The 17427-nt window shown below is 71.5% G+C and carries 13 protein-coding genes and 1 pseudogene; 12 read left to right on the top strand and 2 right to left on the bottom strand.

The annotated features are described in order from the left end of the window. Nucleotides 1-21 precede the first annotated feature (21 nt). Nucleotides 22-630 (top strand): cytochrome b/b6 domain-containing protein, encoded by a 609-nt coding sequence (locus ASF25_RS05680; RefSeq protein WP_056176446.1) that lies wholly within the window; start codon nt 22-24, stop codon nt 628-630. Nucleotides 631-689: 59 nt separating this feature from the next. Next, entirely contained in the window at nt 690-1247 is a 558-nt protein-coding gene (locus ASF25_RS05675) for a YceI family protein (protein ID WP_244472912.1), read from the top strand. Between the two features lie 131 nt (nt 1248-1378). Here ASF25_RS05675 and ASF25_RS23515 read toward each other — a convergent pair whose 3' ends face one another. Next, complete coding sequence (locus ASF25_RS23515; protein WP_244472911.1) at nt 1379-1543, bottom strand: hypothetical protein; 165 nt, start codon at nt 1541-1543, stop codon at nt 1379-1381. Nucleotides 1544-1584: 41 nt separating this feature from the next. On the opposite strand from ASF25_RS23515, the pseudogene ASF25_RS23510 reads away from it, so the two are divergent. Continuing rightward, nucleotides 1585-2162, top strand: a pseudogene (locus tag ASF25_RS23510) (KR domain-containing protein); the annotation flags it as partial. A gap of 153 nt (nt 2163-2315) precedes the next feature. Here the strand turns inward: ASF25_RS23510 and ASF25_RS05665 are convergent. Then, a complete protein-coding gene (locus ASF25_RS05665) occupies nt 2316-2855 on the bottom strand; it encodes a TetR/AcrR family transcriptional regulator (protein WP_056303807.1) in 540 nt (179 codons plus the stop codon). A 109-nt stretch (nt 2856-2964) separates the two neighbouring features. On the opposite strand from ASF25_RS05665, the gene ASF25_RS05660 reads away from it, so the two are divergent. The 9 genes from ASF25_RS05660 to ASF25_RS05620 all read left to right on the top strand — a co-directional run bounded on the left by ASF25_RS05660 (nt 2965) and on the right by ASF25_RS05620 (nt 17393). After that, nucleotides 2965-3753 carry an SDR family oxidoreductase gene (locus ASF25_RS05660; RefSeq protein WP_056303804.1) on the top strand — a complete coding sequence of 263 codons (789 nt, stop codon included), beginning with the start codon at nt 2965-2967 and terminating at the stop codon, nt 3751-3753. Nucleotides 3754-4068: 315 nt separating this feature from the next. Further along, on the top strand, nt 4069-4578 hold the full coding sequence (locus tag ASF25_RS05655) for a sigma-70 family RNA polymerase sigma factor (protein ID WP_056303802.1): 510 nt from the start codon (nt 4069-4071) through the stop codon (nt 4576-4578). A 132-nt stretch (nt 4579-4710) separates the two neighbouring features. Further along, on the top strand, nt 4711-5679 hold the full coding sequence (locus ASF25_RS05650) for a FecR domain-containing protein (protein ID WP_056176954.1): 969 nt from the start codon (nt 4711-4713) through the stop codon (nt 5677-5679). 110 nt (nt 5680-5789) lie between these two features. Beyond that, nucleotides 5790-8366 carry a TonB-dependent receptor gene (locus ASF25_RS05645; RefSeq protein WP_244472910.1) on the top strand — a complete coding sequence of 859 codons (2577 nt, stop codon included), beginning with the start codon at nt 5790-5792 and terminating at the stop codon, nt 8364-8366. Between the two features lie 126 nt (nt 8367-8492). Beyond that, nucleotides 8493-10076 carry a PepSY-associated TM helix domain-containing protein gene (locus tag ASF25_RS05640; RefSeq protein WP_056303797.1) on the top strand — a complete coding sequence of 528 codons (1584 nt, stop codon included), beginning with the start codon at nt 8493-8495 and terminating at the stop codon, nt 10074-10076. A gap of 334 nt (nt 10077-10410) precedes the next feature. Next, nucleotides 10411-12210: an IucA/IucC family protein gene (locus tag ASF25_RS05635; protein WP_056303795.1), complete on the top strand. Its 1800-nt coding sequence runs from the start codon at nt 10411-10413 to the stop codon at nt 12208-12210. Continuing rightward, a complete protein-coding gene (locus tag ASF25_RS05630; RefSeq protein ID WP_056303793.1) occupies nt 12194-15196 on the top strand; it encodes an IucA/IucC family protein in 3003 nt (1000 codons plus the stop codon). Before ASF25_RS05635 ends, ASF25_RS05630 begins: the two co-directional genes overlap by 17 nt. Further along, on the top strand, nt 15193-16554 hold the full coding sequence (locus ASF25_RS05625) for a DUF6005 family protein (protein ID WP_056303791.1): 1362 nt from the start codon (nt 15193-15195) through the stop codon (nt 16552-16554). Before ASF25_RS05630 ends, ASF25_RS05625 begins: the two co-directional genes overlap by 4 nt. After that, nucleotides 16551-17393 (top strand): sugar phosphate isomerase/epimerase, encoded by an 843-nt coding sequence (locus tag ASF25_RS05620; protein ID WP_056176418.1) that lies wholly within the window; start codon nt 16551-16553, stop codon nt 17391-17393. The genes ASF25_RS05625 and ASF25_RS05620 overlap by 4 nt, the downstream gene beginning before the upstream one ends. Nucleotides 17394-17427 lie beyond the last annotated feature (34 nt).

Here is a 17427-nt window from a genome sequence, read left to right as displayed (position 1 = left end):
GCCCGAGGGAGGAGGAGGGCTATGGGACCCGGCCCGCCCGCGCGGCGCTACACCGTCGTGGCCATCCTGCTGCACTGGACGAGCGCCTTCTGCGTGCTCGCCCTCATCGGCATCGGCCTGGTCATGACCCATGCTGGGCTGGCGCCGATGCGCCAGTTCCAGCTCTACCAGTGGCACAAGTCCGTCGGGATCACGGTCCTGGCCCTGACGACGCTCCGTCTCGCGTGGCGCGCCTTCCATCGGCCGCCCCGGCACCCGGTCGGAATGCCGGCTCCCGCACGCCGGGCGGCCGGCGCAGTGCACGGCCTGCTCTATCTCCTGCTCGTCGGCCTGCCCTTGACCGGCTGGGCGATCGTGTCGCTCTCGCCGTTCCAGATCCCCACGGTGCTGTACGGCCTCGTGCCCTGGCCACACCTGCCCCTGGCGGCGTTCCTCACGGATGCAGCCGCGGCCGAGGAGGTCGCGAAGCGGGTTCACGCCTACGGGGCGTGGCTGCTCACGGCGCTGCTCGCGCTGCACGTGGCGGCCGCACTGCGTCACCACCTCATCCTTCGCGACGACAGCCTGCGCCGCATGCTGCCCGCTGGCCGCCCCCCGACATCCTCCGAGCACACGGAAGCGATCCGATGACCACGCCTGCCTTCCGCTTCCGCGTCGCCCACGCGAGGTTGGCGCTCCGGAGAGCCCCCTTGCTGGGCACACTCTTGGGCACTCTGTTGGGGGCCGCCTCGCCGGCCGCCGCCGCCGAATGGGTGATCGATCCGGCGAGAAGCGCGATCCGGTTCTCGGGCGTCCAGGTCGGCGCCCCGTTCTCGGGACGCTTCGAGCGCTTCGACGCGACGGTGACGTTCGATCCCGCCAAGCCGGAGGCCGGGCACGCCACGGTCCTCATCGATCTGGCGAGCGCGCGCACAGGAGACGTCCAGCGCGACACGGCCCTGCCGCAGCAGGACTGGTTCGACGTGAAGGCGGCGCGCCAGGCGCGCTTCGAGGCCACGGGCTTCGTCGACAAGGGCGGCGGCGACTACGAGGCGGTCGGAACCTTGACCATCCGGGGCACGAGCCGCCCGCTCACGCTTCCGTTCCGGCTTGCGCTCGCGGGGGACCAGGCCCGCGCCACCGGGCATGTCGGCCTCGTCCGCACGGCATTCGGCGTCGGGCAGGGTGCGTGGGCGTCGGGACAATGGGTGGCCCTGGAGGTCGGGGTCGACGTGGACCTCGTCGCCACGTCCAAGGCCGGTCCCTGATCCGGGACTTCAACCCTGGGACTTCCACCCCGGACTCCCGCCCCCAGGGCCGCTCTCCCGAGCATGGAACGTGGCGTTCCGGACGCCCTTATCCATTCGCCTCGGCCGCGTCGCGGTCCGGATCGACCGGTTCAGGCGGGGCCGGACCCTTCGACGTCATCGTAGAGGCGCCGCGCCTCCCGAACGCGCCGGTGGCTGACCTCGGCCCAATCCACCGGCATGTCCAAGGGAACGAGGAAGGAGCGACCCAGCTCGGCCAAGCGATACTCAAAGCTCGGAGGGCTGGTCGGGTACACGTGGCGCGTGATGAACCCATCGCGTTCCAGGTGACCCAGGCATTGCCTATACGAGCGTCCTCCGGGCCGATACGTCGCCCCTTGGTCTGGCGGAGGAGCACCGTGCGACCGAAGCCGCGTCGGGCGTGCCGCACGTGCTGCTGCGCAACGGATGGTACACCGAGAACTATGCGGCCTCGATTCCGCCCGCGCTGACGCCTCGATCCCGGCCGCGCTGGCGCATGGGGTCTTCCTGGGCGCCGCCGGGGAAGGCCGGGTCGCCTCGGCGGTACGCGCGGATTACGCCGCGGCGGCCAGCGCCGTGCTGGCGTCGGAGACCGCTCAGAGCGGCCGCATCTACGAGTTGGCCGGAGACGAGGCCTACACGCTGGCGGACTTCGCGGACCTCGTAGCGCAGGTATCGGGCGAGCTGGTCGGCTACCGGACCCTGGCGTAGGGGGAGTTCGCGGCCGCCCTGATCGGTGCGGGGCTCCCCGAAGCGTTCGCCGGCCTCCTGGCGGACTCCGATGCGGGAGCACAAAAAGGGGGCCTGTTCGATGCAGGCCATCAGCTGAGCGGTCTCATCGGGCGCCCGACCACCTCACTCGCTTCGGTCATCGCCACCGCCCTCGCGGGATGATCCGCCGGTGCCACCCTCTTGCCGAGCGACCTTCTGCCGGGCGACGGGAGCGCCTGTCCGGTGGTCGAGGCCCGTGTCCGGGGAGCGGACAAGCGCGTTCGGCCCCTGCGGATCACGGACGGAGGCCAGGTCAACCGCCGCAGGACACGGGCCTCACGCGCCGGGCGCCATCCAGGCGCGTGTCTCGTCGAGGATCTCGTCCGAGAGCGCGGGATCGTCGACCGCACGCGCAAGGATCAGGGCGCCGATCAGGGCCGCGTAGGTGCCGATGGCCTCGCGGCGGCGGTCGGCGGCGGCGGGGACCGCCTCGGTCAGGCGGTCGATCTGTGCGCGGATGCCCGTCGTCATGGCGGCCCGCGCCGCCGCCGGCCGGTGACGAACGTCGGCGGCCAGGGCCGCCATCGGGCACCCGTCCGCCGCGTCGTCCCGATGCGCGGGCGAGAGATACGTCGCCACGAACGCCGGCAGGTCCCCGCCCCTGCCCGCGACCTCGGTCGCCGCCTGGGCGATGGCCTGCGCCATCAGGTCCTCCTTCGAGGCGAAGTGTCCGTAGAAGCCCCCATGGGTGAGGCCCGCGGCCTTCATCACCTCGGCGACGCCGACGGCGTCATACCCCTTGTCGCGATAAAGACGGCTCSCCGCCGCCAGGATGCGGCGGCGGTTCTCCCGCATCTGCTCCTGCGTGACACGCATCTCGAAAATTCCCCGTCGACCCCGTTGACACTCATATGATCGCGATCATATTTGAGTTCAATCATGATGATCATCATGATTGCTCATCAGACACGCAGGGGCGAATCCCATGGCCACCCAGAGTTCGGTTCTCATCACCGGCGCCTCGACCGGCATCGGCGCGACCTATGCCGACCGCTTCGCCCGGCGCGGCCACGGCCTCGTGCTGGTCGCCCGCGACAAGGCACGGATGGACGAGCTCGCCGACCGTCTCCGCCGTGACTACGGCGTCGCCGTCGACGTGCTTCCGGCCGACCTCACGGCGCCGGACCAGATCCGGGCCGTCGAGACGCGGCTGCGCGACGACGACGGCATCGGCATCCTCGTCAACAATGCCGGCGCCAACGTCGGCGGTGGCTTCGTCGCGCAGGCCACCGACGACGTCGAGCGCCTCGTGACCCTCAACACGACGGCGCTGGTCCGGCTCGCCAGCGCGGTGGCACCCCGCTTCGCCGGGGCCGGCGCGGGCGCCATCGTCAACATCGGCTCCGTGGTCGGGCTGGTCCCGGAATTCGGCATGTCGGTCTACGGCGCGACCAAGGCCTTCGTCCTGTTCCTGTCCCAGGGCCTGAGTCACGAGCTGTCCCCCAAGGGCGTGTACGTGCAGGCCGTGCTGCCATCGGCCACCCGCACGGAGCTGTGGAGCCGGTCGGGGGTCGATCCCGCCGCGCTGCCGCCGATGATGGAGGTCGGCGACCTCGTCGACGCCGCCCTCGCGGGGTTCGACCGCCGCGAGTCCGTGACGATCCCGCCGCTTCACGACGCCGGGCAGTGGGACGCCTTCCAGGCCGCCCGGCTGGCGATGATCCCGGGATTCGCGCAGGTTCACCCGGCGCCGCGCTACGCGTCCGCCGCGTGATCCCCGCGTGATTCGGAAGCGGCCACGAGAAACCGATGGCGTGGTCGGAGCTCATAAGGTGGCGGCATGTGCTCTGTGCACAACAGGCATGGGCATTCCCCCGAGGCCCGCCTTGCCGTTGCTGGGGAGCCCCGGCCGGTTACGGGGCCGTTTCCGATAGAAATACAAGACGTTGCGGCGGCACGGCGCCGTCATCTTTAGAGTTCATCTAAAGTACTGAGATGCTTGCATAATTTCCGATTGACTGCTTTCTCCGACCGATCGAGATTCCGCGATGTCGCGATGATCGAGGAGTGATTGGAGCGGGGGCCAAGCATGCAGTCGACATTGATCGAGGCGCTGCATCGGAGCGAAGGCGTCAGGCTTCGGCGATTCCTGATGCGTCTGCTCGGCAGCGCCGACGCCGCCGCCGACGCCCACCAGGAAACCTACCTGCGGATGCTGGGCGCGCTGTCCCGCACGCCGATCGAACACCCCTCGGCCTTCCTCTTCCAGGTCGCCAACAACGTCGCCCTGCGGATGCGCAACCGGCAGCGCCTCGAGGGCACTCTGTTCCGCACCATGACGGACACGGACCTCGCGGAGATCGCGGACGGGTATGCCCTGCCGGAACGCCAGGTGATCGCACGGCAGGAGCTCAGACGGCTGGCCGCCGCCATCGACGCGCTGCCGCCGCGATGCCGCGAGGTGTTCCTCCTCGTCCGGTTCGAGAACCTCTCGAACGGCGACGTCGCCGCCCGCCTGGGCATCAGCCGGAACATGGTCGAGAAGCACCTCATCAAGGCGCTCCTGCACTGTCGCCGGTGCTGCCACGATTGGGTGTGAGGCCTGTCTCCTGTTCGTGGCGCGGCTCTTGTTCGTGGGGCGACGTCAGGATCTTGCCGGTTCGTTGATCTGAGGGTGTAGGAGCATGGGGCTGGGCCGTCCGGGCTCGGTGATTCCGGATGGAGCATGGCTGTGGCCAGCGGCGACGACACCGACGCGCATGCGGCGGAGGGGGACGACCCGGTCTACGAGGCCGCCGCCGGCTGGGTCGCGCGCCTCGCCTCGCCCGACGCCACGGACCGGGACCGGAACGCCTTCGCGGCCTGGTGCGCGGCCGATCCGGCCCATGAAGCGGCCTATGCCGAGCTGGACGCCCTGTGGCGCAAGCTCGGCCGTGTGCCCGATCCACGGCATCGCCGCCCGCCCACCAAGACGCTGACCGGGGTCGCCGTCGCCCTCGTCCTCACCACCGCCCTGGCCTTCCAGCTCGGCCTCGTCGACTGGCTCCGCGCCGACCTCTGGAGCGGGGTGGGCGACATCGTCCACGCGACCCTGGCCGACGGCAGCCGGATCGACCTCAACACCGACACGGCGGTCGCCCTGCACTTCGGCGCCACGGAGCGCGGGGTCGCGCTGCTGCGCGGCGAGGCCTTCTTCGAGGTCGTGTCCGATCCCCAGCGCCCGTTCGTCGTGCGCGGCAACGGCCTGAGCGTCCGCGCCGTCGGCACCCGCTTCTTCGTCCGGGCCGACGGCGCCGGCGGCGAGACGGGCGGCGTCGAGATGGGCGTCGTCGAGGGCAGCGTCGACGTCGCGACCTCGGGGCGGCCCGTGCGGGTCTCGGCGGGCGAGGCGGTCCGACGCACGGAGGGCGCCTCCCTCGCCGTCACGGGCGCGGACCTGGCCCGGACGACGGCGTGGCGGGAGGGCCGCCTGCGCTTCTCCGGCGAGCGGCTCTCCGTCGTCCTCGCCGAGCTCGACCGCTACCGCCACGGTCGCATCGTGCTCCTCGATGCGGCCGCCGGCGAGCGGCGCGTCACCGGCGCCTTCGACCCGCGCGACACCGACGAGGCGCTGGACTCGATCGCCGCGACGATGGGCGTGGGAATCACCCGCCTGTCGCCCTTCCTCGTCCTCGTCGGATCGCCCGTTCGAAAATTCTGAAGGAAAGTTCGTTCCCGGACGTCAGGAGATCGCGGCTCCGTTGATCTCAATCGGTGGGGACAGGCTGCCGCGAGGCGCCCGTCTCCGTCTGAGCGAGGGACGGACAGAGAATGGCGACGCGCGGGCGTGGTGTTGCGGGTGAGCGGTTGGCCGGATCGGCCCTGGCCGGCGTGTCGATGCTGGTGATGGTGCCGGCGGCCGTCCAGGCCCAGGACGGGCGCCGGGCGCAGCCGGATCGGGCGCGGACGGCGAGCATCCTCGCACTGGCCTCCAAGGCTTCGGCCCCGCAGGCGGTGGAGCGGGTCGCCCTGACGATCCCGAAGGGACCCCTCGAAGCCGCCCTCGTCGCCTTCACCGAACAGGCCAAGGTGAAGCTCGTCTACGCCACGGACCTGACCGCACGGCTGACCACGGGCGGCCTCGAGGACGTGGTCGAGCCCCTCGACGGCCTCGGCCGCATCCTGAAGGGCACCGGCCTGACGTTCCGCGCGGCGGGTCCCTCCACCATCACCCTGGTCAATCCGCGCTACGTTCAGCTCGGCGGCGAGGCGGCGGGCTCCGTGGCCCTCGAGGAGCTGCACGTGGCGGGGCAGCCCCAGGCGCCCGGGGCGCCCAGGAGCCTGCCGCCCCGGTCCGGAACCGTCGGCCAGCCGCCCGTTCCCTATGCGGGCGGTCAGGTCGGCAGCGGAACGCGGGTCGGACTGCTCGGCAACCGCTCCGTCCAGAAGACGCCCTTCAACGTCACCGGATACACCGAGAAGTTGATCAACGATCAGCAGGCGCGCTCCGTCGCCGACGTCGTCCTGAACAACCCGTCCGTCCGCAGCGACGCGCCGCCCTACAGCGAGCGCGACTCGTACTTCATCCGCGGCTTCTCGGTGACCAACCTCGACACCGCCTTCGACGGGCTGTTCTACATCGCCAACCCGCGCCGCAGCTTCACCGAGGGTCTGGAGCGCGTCGAGGTCCTGCTCGGTCCGACGGCGCTCCTCAGCGGCGGCACCGGCCGCGTCGGCGGCACGATCAACCTCGTGCCGAAGCGCGCGTACGACGAGCCGCTGACGCGGGTGACCACGAGCTACTTCAGCGACGCGCAGTTCGGGACGCATCTCGACCTCGGGCGCCGCTTCGGCACCTTCAAGGAATGGGGCGTGCGCTTCAACGGCGCCTACCGCAACGGCGACACGCCGCTGGACAAGAACGCCATCGAGGTCGGCGTCGCGGCCCTCGGCATCGACTACCGCAACGACCGGTTCCGCGCGTCGTTCGACTTCAATCACTCGACGCAGAACATCACCGCGCCGACCTCGCTGTTCAACGCGGTGGCGCCCGGCATCCCCGTGCCGCGGGCGCCGAACGCCCGCCGCAACACCGCGAACGCGTTCGAGTACAACGACAGCCGCTACAACATGGCCGCCGGCCGGGTCGAGTACGACGTGCTGCCCGAGACGACGATCTACGCGGCCGGCGGCCTCAGCCGCTACAACGAGGACTTCCTGACCTCGAACTATCGGGTCACGAGCCCGACGGGGCTGGCGACGAACTCCCTCGCGATCCAGCCCCTGGAACTGCAGGGCTTCACCGGCGAGGTGGGCGTCCGCACCAACTTCCAGACGGGCTTCATCAATCACCAATTCAGCGTCGCGGCCGTCGAGGCCGTCAACAAGAACTTCTCGCGCGGCTTCGTGCCCTTCGCCCTGCCGGCCTACCCGATCAACATCTACAACCCCGTCGACCTGCCGTTCGGCTCGGTTCCGACCATCGCCTTCCCCCGCTCCGACCGGCAGCCGATCTTCTCGGAGCTCTACGCCCGCAGCGTCGCCATCGCCGACACCCTGTCGCTCGGCGACGACCGCGTCCTGCTGACCCTGGGCGGACGGTTCCAGGAGATCGACCTGCGCAGCTACGTCACCCGTCCGGGCCCGACCCAGGGCACGCCGGCGACGGGGTACCGCGAGGGCCGGTTCAGCCCCGCCATCGCCCTGGTGGTCCGGCCGTTCGAGAACCTGTCGTTCTACGGAAACTACATCGAGTCCCTCGATGCCGGGCCGTCCGCCCCGGTGACGGCGATCAATTCCAACGCGGTCTTCGCCCCCGTGGTCAGCCGGCAGAAGGAGGTCGGCGCGAAGTATGATCTCGGCGCCGTCTCGGTCACGACCTCGCTGTTCGAGATCGAGCAGCCGAGCGCGTTCACCGATCCGGCCACGCGGCTGTTCTCCGTCAGCGGCCTGCAGCGCAACCGCGGCATCGAGTTCAACGTGTTCGGCGAACTCGTCCCGGGCGTGCGGCTGCTGGGCGGCCTGACCCTCATCGACGCCAAGCTCGTCAACACCGTGGGCCGCCAATTCGACGGACGGGCCGTGCCCGGCGTGCCCGACACGGCGTTCAACCTCTACGGCGAGGTCGACCTGCCGCCGTGGCTGGCGCCCGGCCTGACCCTGACCGGACGGGCGATCTACACAAGCAGCATGTTCTACGATCAGGGCAACACCCAGTCGGTGCCGGACTGGACGCGGTTCGATGCCGGCCTGCGCTACGCCTTCGAGGGCGTGAACGGCAAGCCCGTGGTGATGCGGGCCACCGTCCAGAACCTGCTCAACGATTCGTACTGGGCCTCCGCCGCGCGCGGCTTCCTGGCCGTCGGCGCGCCCCGGACGTTCATCCTGTCCGCAACCGTCGATTTCTGATTTGACCCCGGTGCGCCAGGCCGCCGGCTCCGGGACGCGGGCCACGGACGAGGCCCCCATCCTCGTCCCTGGTCCCGTACTCGACGTCGGTCCCGTCCTCGGGACCGCCATGCCGGAGCGCGCGCCATGAAGGGACGTTTCCGCCAGTCCATGGCGTGGCTGCACACCTGGTCCGGCCTCGTGGTCGGCTGGGTGCTGTTCGCCGTCTGCCTCACCGGGACCGCGAGCTATTACCGGGCCGACATCTCCCGCTGGATGCGGCCCGAACTCGGCCTCGCCGCGCCGATGTCGGGCCCGGACCTCGCCGCCGCCGCCGAGCGGGCGGTGACCTATCTCGCCACGCACGCCCCCAAGGCTCGGACCTGGTTCATCGGCATGCCGCAGCCGGAGAAACCGGTGCTCGACCTGTTCTGGCGTGCGGGCCCGGGCGAGCCGCCGGGCCATGTCCACCTCGACCCCGCGACCGGAGCCGAGGCGGCGGTCCGCGACACCGAGGGCGGCGACTTCCTCTATCGCTTCCACTTCGAACTGCACATGGCGCCGTTCTGGGGACGCTGGATCGTCGGCATCTGCGCGATGATCATGCTGGTGGCCCTGGTCTCCGGCATCGTCGTCCACCGGCGCATCTTCGCGGATGTCTTCACGTTCCGGCGGGACAAGGCACCGCGTCGCAGCTTCCTCGACGCCCACAACGTCGGCGGCGTCCTCGCGCTGCCGTTCCACCTGATGATCACCTATACGGGGGTCGTCACCCTGGCGACGTTCTACATGCCCTGGGGCGTGACGGCGGCGTATCGCTCAAACACCCAGTCCTTCTTCGCCGAGGCCGCCTGGATCCCGACGCCGCGCCGGCCGGCGAACCGGTCCGCCGTGCCGGCCCCCGTGGGGCCCCTCGTCGCGCGCGCCGTCGCGATGGTGGCGGAGCCCCTGGAACGCCTGACCCTGGTGAACCGGGGCGACGCCAACGCGACCGTGGTCGCCGTGTTCGCCGAGCCCCACGGCATCGCCCGCGACCATCCGCAGGTCGCCTTCGACGGCGTGAGCGGCGCGCTGCTCGAGGTGCGGGGCGTCGACCTCAAGCCCGCCGCCAAGACCTTCACGACGCTGACCGGCCTGCACGAGGCGCATTTCGCCGCGCCCGCCCTGCGGCTGCTGTTCTTCCTGTGCGGACTCATGGCCTGCGCCACCGTCGCGACCGGGATCGTGCTGTGGTCCCTCGCGCGCCTGCCGCGACCGGGCGAGCGGCCCTTCGCCGGCCTGCGTCTGGTCCAGGCCCTCAACGTCGGGAGCGTCGCGGGCCTGCCGGCGGCGGTGGCGGTGTACTTCCTCGCCAACCGGCTCCTGCCCGCGGACCTCCCCGGCCGGGCCGAGTGGGAGATCCGCGCCTTCTTCGCGGCCTGGATCGTCGCCGCACTGGTGCCCCTCGCGCGTCCCGGCCGCCGGGCGTGGTGCGAGGGACTGGCGGCGGTGGCGGTCCTCTGCCTCGCCGTGGCGGCCGCCGACCTCCTCACCGTGCCCCAGCATCCCCTGAGGCGATTCGGAGGCGACCCCCTGTTCGTCTGGTTCGACGGGACGATGATCCTCGCCTCGGCCCTGTTCGCCGTCGCGGCCCGCAAGGTCGCCCGCTACGCGGCGCCGGAGCGCCGGCATCGCACGGCCTCCGCGTCGCCCCTCGCCTTTCGAGCCCCCGTCCCGACGCACGGTCCCTGAACGGCGGCCTGGGCGGGTCGAGCGCCCAATACACACACAAGTGTAGACCAAGAACAATTCCAATGAAAAACCGATCATTCGGCTTTTTTGGCAGACCTATTGACCGCTACACCGAATATAAGCGACACGCTGCACATATCGAGCAGACCATGGAACCTAATCGTCCAGTCTGTGATTATGAGAACGAACGTGAATAGCCCATCTTGCGACGCAAGCGCGATCGAATCAGGGCATCGCGCCGACATCGACTGATCGAATACGAATGACCTGGCATGCAGTGCCGGTCCTTTGCCGCACAGTCGGCATTCCAGGGCTCGAACGAGGTTCGGTCGTCATGCCACCATCGTCCCAGCACGTTGCCGAAGCGGCAGCCTTCCGCAGCTTCGCCAACGGCTACCTGCGCGAGATCGACCCCGGCATCCGGGTCCGTCACGCCCGCTCCGACGGGCCGCCCGCCGCGTGCGTGGAGTGGAACCTGGGCCGCCGGCGCATCGCGATCCGCGCCGAGATCCGGTCGCCGTCCCTGTGCGGCGCCCAGGGCTTCGGCATCCTCTGGACCCGCCACCTCCACGAGCCGCGCTGGCGCCGCGTCGCCCCGATGCAGGCGCTCCAGGATTTGCTCGCGGAAGCCTACGCCCGCGTCGATGCGGGCCGGGACGAGTCCGCCCGGGCGCACGAACTGGAACTCCTGGGACGCGTCCTCGACAGCTATCGCGAGACGGCGCGCCAACTCGACCTCGCCCGGGAGCCGGCCGGCGAGAGTGCGACGACGGACACGAGCTTCATCGGGGCCGAACGCTCCCTCGTCTACGGCCACTGGCTGCATCCGACGCCCAAGAGCCGGCAGGGCCTCTCCACCTGGCAGGCGCGGGTCTATGCGCCCGAGGAGGCCGGCGGCTTCCAGCTCGCCGTGTTCGCCGTCGAGGCCGGACGGGTCCGCCACGATTCGGCCGCCCCCCGCTCCGCGCCGGAGATCGCCCTCGAACTCCTCGGCGCCGATGCCGGGCGGCTGCCCCTGCGCGCCGGGGAGATCGCCCTCCCCATGCATCCGCTCCAGGCCGACGCGCTGAAGCTGGACCCGGACATCGCCGCCCTCATGGAGGCGGGCCGGGTGCGGTGCCTCGGTGCGTTCGGCCCCCGCTACACCGCCACCTCGTCCGTGCGGACGGTCTACGCCCCCGACAGCCCGTGGATGGCCAAGTTCTCGCTGCCCGTCACCCTCACCAACTCCCTGCGGGTGAACCGCTTCGCCGAGCTCGAGGCCGGCGTCGCCATGGCGCGGCTCCTGGCGCGCAACGGGTTCGGAACGCGCCATCCCACCTTCCGGATCGTGTCCGACCCGGCCTATCTCACCCTGCACTGCCCCGGCCGCGACGAGAGCGGGTTCGAGACGGTGCTGCGCGAGAATCCTTTTCGTGATGGGGCCGAGCGGGGCGTCGCGACCCTAGCGGCGCTCACGGCCGAGCCCCTGCCCGGCCGCCCCTCGCGCCTCGACGCCCTGCTGCGCCGCCTCGCCCCCGGGGGCGCCGACGAACGGGCGCGGACCGCGCGGGCCTGGTTCGGCCTCTACCTGGACTGCATGCTCGAGCCCGTCGTCGCCCTCTACGACCGCCACGGCATCGCCCTCGAGGCGCACCAGCAGAACGCCCTCCTCGACGTCGCCGCCGGCTGGCCGCGCCGGGGGTACTACCGCGACAACCAGGGCTTCTACCTGTCCGAGGACGCACGGCCCCGGCTCCTGCGCCAGGCACCGGAGACGGCCGCCATCGCCGCCCTCTACTTCCCGGACGACGAGATCCGCCGGCGCCTCGCCTACTATCTCGTGGTCAACCAGATCTTCTCGGTCATCGCCCGCATGGGGCATGACGGCACGATCCGCGAAAGCGTTCTCCTCGACGATCTCGCCCGCCGGCTGGAGGCGATGGCGCGCCGCATGACCGGCGCCGGACGGGCCTTCGCCCGCTCGGTGCTGGACGGGCCGACGCTCTGCACCAAGGCGAACCTGCGGGTCCGCCTGGCGGACCGCGACGAACTCGCCTCGGGCGACGGAACCGGCAACTACATCGACATGCCGAACCCCCTGCGGGCGCGGGCGGCGGCGTACTGCGAGGCGGGCCGTGCCCTTGCCTCCTGAGCCTCACCCGTCCCGCGAACCGCCGGAGGGGCGCGTCCTGCGCCAGCTCGCCGAAGCGGTGCTGTTCGAGGGCCTCCCGGATCTCAGCCCCCCGCGCCGCGACGCCCCCGGGCGGCTGGCGTGGCGCCTCGGCGCGCGCCGGTTCCGCGCCGACGGGGTCCTCGGCCCGTTCGGCCGTCCGCGCCTCGTCCCCGCGACCCTGGAAACGGCCGGGCCGGACGGCGCCTGGCGCGCCGCCGACCTGTCCTCCCTGGTGGACGCCCTCCCGGCCGCCCCGGAGCCTCGGATGCGCCTGCTGGCGGAACTCGGCCAGACCATCGAGCTCTGCCGCTGGAACGCCGAGACCCTTCGCGCTCCGGACCGCCGCACCCTGCCCTTCGCCGCCCTCGACGCGGCGCTCTGGGAAGGCCATCCGTACCATCCCTGTTTCAAGACACGCACGGGCTTCACCCTCGACGACCACCGCCGCTACGGGCCGGAGGGCGCCGCGCCGTTCCGCCTCGAATGGCTGGGCGTCCGCCGGGACGCCGTCGCCCTCCGGTTCCCGGGCACGGAGGCCGACTTCCGGCGCGCCGAACTCGGCGTCGACCTGGACCGGCTGGAGCGCCGCCTGCACGCGGCCGGGCATTCCTTCGCCACCCACGCCGTCCTGCCCGTGCATCCCTGGCAGATGCGCCACCTCGAAGCCGGGGCCTTGCGGCCCTGGCTGGCGGAGGGCCGCGCCGTGGCGCTGGGGGCCGCCGGCGCGCGCTACGGCGCCAGCCAATCCCTGCGCACCCTGCACAACCTCGACGATCCGCACGCCGCCAGCGTGAAGCTCGCCCTCAGCGTCGTCAGCACGTCGAGCCTCCGGACCCTCGATCCGCATTTCGTGCTGACGGGGCCCGCCCTGTCGGACTGGCTGGCGGCGATCGTCGCCGGGGACCCGCTCCTGCGCGGCCCCTATCGGGTGGACGTCCTGCGCGAGTACGCGGCCGCCCTGGCGGACCGGGACGGCCCGCTGGCGGGACAGGTCGCCGCCCTGTGGCGCGAGAGTCCGCGGCTCGCGCCCGGCGAGGCGGCGGTGCCGTTCAACGCCCTGATGGCCTGCGAGCCGGACGGATCCACCTTCGTCGCCCCCTGGCTCCTGCGCCACGGCCTCCGGGCCTGGCTCGACCGCCTGGTGGAGGTCGCGGTCCTGCCCGTCTGGCACCTCCTGGTGGCGCACGGCATCGCCGTGGAGGCGCACGGCCAGAACATGATCCTCGTGCATCGCGACGGGTGGCCCGAACGGGTGATCCTGCGCGACTTCCACGAGAGCGCCGAGTACGGCGTCGACTTCGTGGCCGACCCCGCCCGCGTGCCGGATTTCGGCGCCATCGATCCCGCCCATGCGGGTCCGGCGGACGACCGCTTCCACGCCATGCGCGCGGCCCCGGTCCTGGCCGAACTCGTCACCGACAGCCTGTTCGTCTTCAGCCTCTGCGAGGTCACCCACCTCCTGGGCCGGCGGCACGGGCTCGACGAGGCGGACTTCTGGCGCGGCCTCGGCCTTCGCCTGCGCCGCCACGCCGTCGCGCACGGCTTGGAAGCCCGCCTCGCCCGCCTGCAGGTCGACGCCCCCCGGCTGCGGGTCGAGGCCCTGCTGTCGCGAAAGCTCGGCCTCGACCCGGCACGGTGCTGCCGCCGCGTGCCCAACGCCCTGCTGTCTGCCCCTCAAGATTCCCCGGGAGAGGTCATGATCGAGATCGACGGACGCCGCATCGGCGCGGACGAGATGGAGGCCGCGATCCGGCGCGTCGAGGCGCGGGCCGGCCTGACCGGCGGCGACGGCGAGCGCGTCGCCGCGCGGTTCGGCGACACGCCCACGTGCCTCGCCTTCATCCTCGCCGCGCGCCGCCGTGGCGCGACCCTGCTGCCGATCCATCCGGCCCTGCCCGATGCGGGCGCGCGGCGGCTCGCCGAACGGGCCGGCTGCCACCGCCTGTTCCTCGACAATCTGGACGGCGAGGTTCTGGCGGGCGCCCCGCCCCCGGTTCCGGGCGAGGGCCAGCTCCTGCAGATGAGCTCCGGCACGACGGGCGAGCCCAAATGCATCGCCCGCGCCTGGAGCGCCGTGGAACGCGAGATCGAGAGCTACGTCGCGGCCTTCCCGGAGCCCGACGGGATGACGCCCGTCGTCGCCTGCCCGATCACCCATTCGTACGGGCTGATCTGCGGGCTGCTCGTCGGCCTGCGCCGCGGCCGGGTGCCGGTGATCCTCGACACCACCAACCCGAAATACCTCCTGCGGCGCCTGCGCGAGATCGAGAGGCCGCTGCTCTACACAGCGCCCGCCCTGCTGCACACGCTGAGCCGGCTCCTCCCGGAGGGCGAGCGCATCCACGCGGCCATGACCTCCGGCACCCTCCTGCCGGGGCCGTGGTTCGGCGCCATCCGTGCCCGGGTCGAGCACCTCTTCCAGCAATACGGCTGCTCGGAGACCGGCTGCATCGCGGTGAACCCCGACCTGCGCCGAGCCGACGTCATCGGCCGCCCCCTGCCCCATCACAGCGTCCGGGCGGGCGAGGACGCGGACCATCCGGCGGAGATCGTCGTCGAGGGCGAGGGCGGCGCCGTCCGCACGGCCGATCTCGGGTATCTGGGGCCCGACGGCATGCTGGTCTTCGTGTCCCGCCTCGACGACACCATCAACGTGTCGGGGTTGAACGTCTATCCGGGCGAGGTCGAGGACGTGGTGATGGCCATGCCGGGCGTCACCGACGCCGTGGCCTTCGCCCGACCCGACCCCTTCGCGGGCGAGCGGGTGACGCTGCTGTTCAGCGCCGAGGCGCCCGTGCCGCCCCGCGACCTCCAGGATTGGTGCCGGCGCTGGCTCGCCGGCCATCAGGTGCCGGGCCAGGCGGTGCAGGTGAGCGCGATCCCGCGCCAGGCCAATGGCAAGATCTCCCGCCGGGAGGTGGCCGAGCGCTACCGCAGCGGCGCCCTCGCGGAGGCCCGGGCATGACCCGCGACCATATCGTCGAAGCCATCGGCGCCATCCTGCGCGAGGAGATGGACCATCCCCACCTCGACCGCTTCGGGCCGCAGGCGCGGTTGAACGAAGACCTCTACCTCGATTCCGTCCAGCTGCTTCAGCTCATCCTGTCCCTCGAGATGCGCTGCGGGCTGTCCATCCCCGAGGCGGCGATGAACCGGCAGGACGTCTCGACGGTGGCCGATCTCGCCGCGCGCCTCGCCCCGGGCGCGCCGGCTGAGGCGCCCCCGGACCCCGCCGCGCCGCCGGAGGCGCCGGAGGGCGTCCACGGCGAGCTGCCCGACGACCTCAAGATCCACTGCTTCGTCAGCTGCGTCTGCGACGGGCTGAAGGCGCGCGGCATCGATCACCGGCCGTTCTACTTCCTGATCTGGGACGCCGAGTTCGCCATCACGGAGGATGTCCGGCTCGCCTACCACTCGGACGCCATGGATCACGAGTCGTTCCGCTACTGGTTCGAGCGGCTCTACGGCGTGCCGCTCTTCTCCTGGTACGACCATGCGGCCTCCAAGGACGCCAACGTCGCCACCCTCGTCGACCTCCTCGAACGGCGGGCGCCGGACGAATGCGTCATGGTGATGCTCGACATGTTCCACCTGCCGGAGCGGGAGAACAAGTTCAACCAGAACCCCTTCCCGCACTACCTCCTGCTGGCGCTCACCGAGGACCCCGCGCTGTGGCGGGTGCGCGACCCCGACTTCCGCTGGGAGGGCGTCATCGCGCGCGAGACGCTCCTGAACGCCATCCGCCAGCCGAGCGTCGCGGGCGGCTACCGGTTCGACCCCGCCCGCGCGCATCCGCCAGCGGACGCGGACCTGGCGGCCTTCTTCGCGGCCTGCTTCCGCCCCGACGCCAACCCGTTGATCGACGCGGTGCGCGCCATCGTCTCGGCCCATGCCGAGGCGCGCGGCGGCCTCGCCCTCGCGGATGTCGGCGTGGCCCTGCGCGAACTCCCGGTCATCACCATCCGCAAATGGGCCTACGAGCACGGCTTCGCCTTCTTCTGGCGCGCCCTGCGCTGGCCGGATGCCGAATTCCAGCGCATCTGCGACGCGATCGAGGCGCTGGTGAACGGCCTGACGGCCCTGCACTACGACGTCCTGAAGCTCGCCCGGACCGAGGACGCGGCCCTCGTCCCCGGCGTGATGGCCTCGCTCGACGCCCTCGACACCGCGGAATTCGCGATCAAGCGGCAGCTCGCGGCGGCCTACGACGCATGGCGGGACACCCGCCCCCAGGACTGGGCCGCCCCCTCTCACGGAAGGCTCCCCTCGCGCGAAAGGTCCTCGCGCGAAAGGCTCCCCGTACGCGAAAGGCTTCTCGCATGAGGCTCTCCCTCTGCACCATCACCTTCCGCCACCACCTGCTCTCCATGGGCGAGATCGCCCGCTTCGCCCGGGGCAGCGGCTTCGACGGCATCGAGCTGTGGGGGGTCCATGCCCGCAACCTCGGCCCCGGGGACCATGCCGAATGGCTCGCCGCCTACGACCTGCGCGTGCCCATGCTGAGCGACTACCTGCCCCTCGACGCGAGCCCGGAGGTGTTGATCGCACGCATGTCCGACCTCTGCGGCCTGGCGCGGAACTGGGGGGCGCCGCGGCTGCGCACCTTCGCGGGGACGAAGGGCAGCGCCGCGACCTCGGCGGACGAGCGCTCGCAGATCGCGAGCCGCCTGCGGCTGGCGGCCGCCTATCTCGCCGACCACGGCCTGAAGCTGCTCGTCGAGACGCATCCCGGCACCCTGGCCGACACCACGGCGTCCCTCGTGCGCCTGCTCGAGGAGATCGATCACCCGGCCCTCAAGGTGAACTTCGACACGCTCCATGTCTGGGAAGGCGGCGACGACCCCTACCGCGCGCACGACACGCTCGCGGAGCACATCGACTACTATCACCTGAAGAATATCCGCGACCGGTCGGACCTCCCGGTCTTCGAGCCGGCCAACGTCTACGCTGCGGCCGGGCGGCGCGACGGGATGACCGGCCTGTTCGAGGGCGCGCTGGACTACGAACCGTTCCTGGAAACGCTGCCGGCGCATGCCGAGGCCTCCCTCGAATGGTTCGGCGGCGCCTGCTTCACGGTTCTGCCGGCCGACCTGTCGCGGGTCCGAGACGTCACCGCCGACCGCACCGACGAACCGGCGTTCCGCCTGCACGTCGCCGAGTGATCCAACCGCGCGTGATCCAGCCGCGCGTGATCCG

The organism is Methylobacterium sp. Leaf100 (genome assembly GCF_001422845.1).
Taxonomy (GTDB): Bacteria; Pseudomonadota; Alphaproteobacteria; order Rhizobiales; family Beijerinckiaceae; genus Methylobacterium.
The sequence above is the reverse complement of the archived record's forward strand: the minus strand, read 5'-3'. Positions and strand labels throughout refer to the sequence as shown.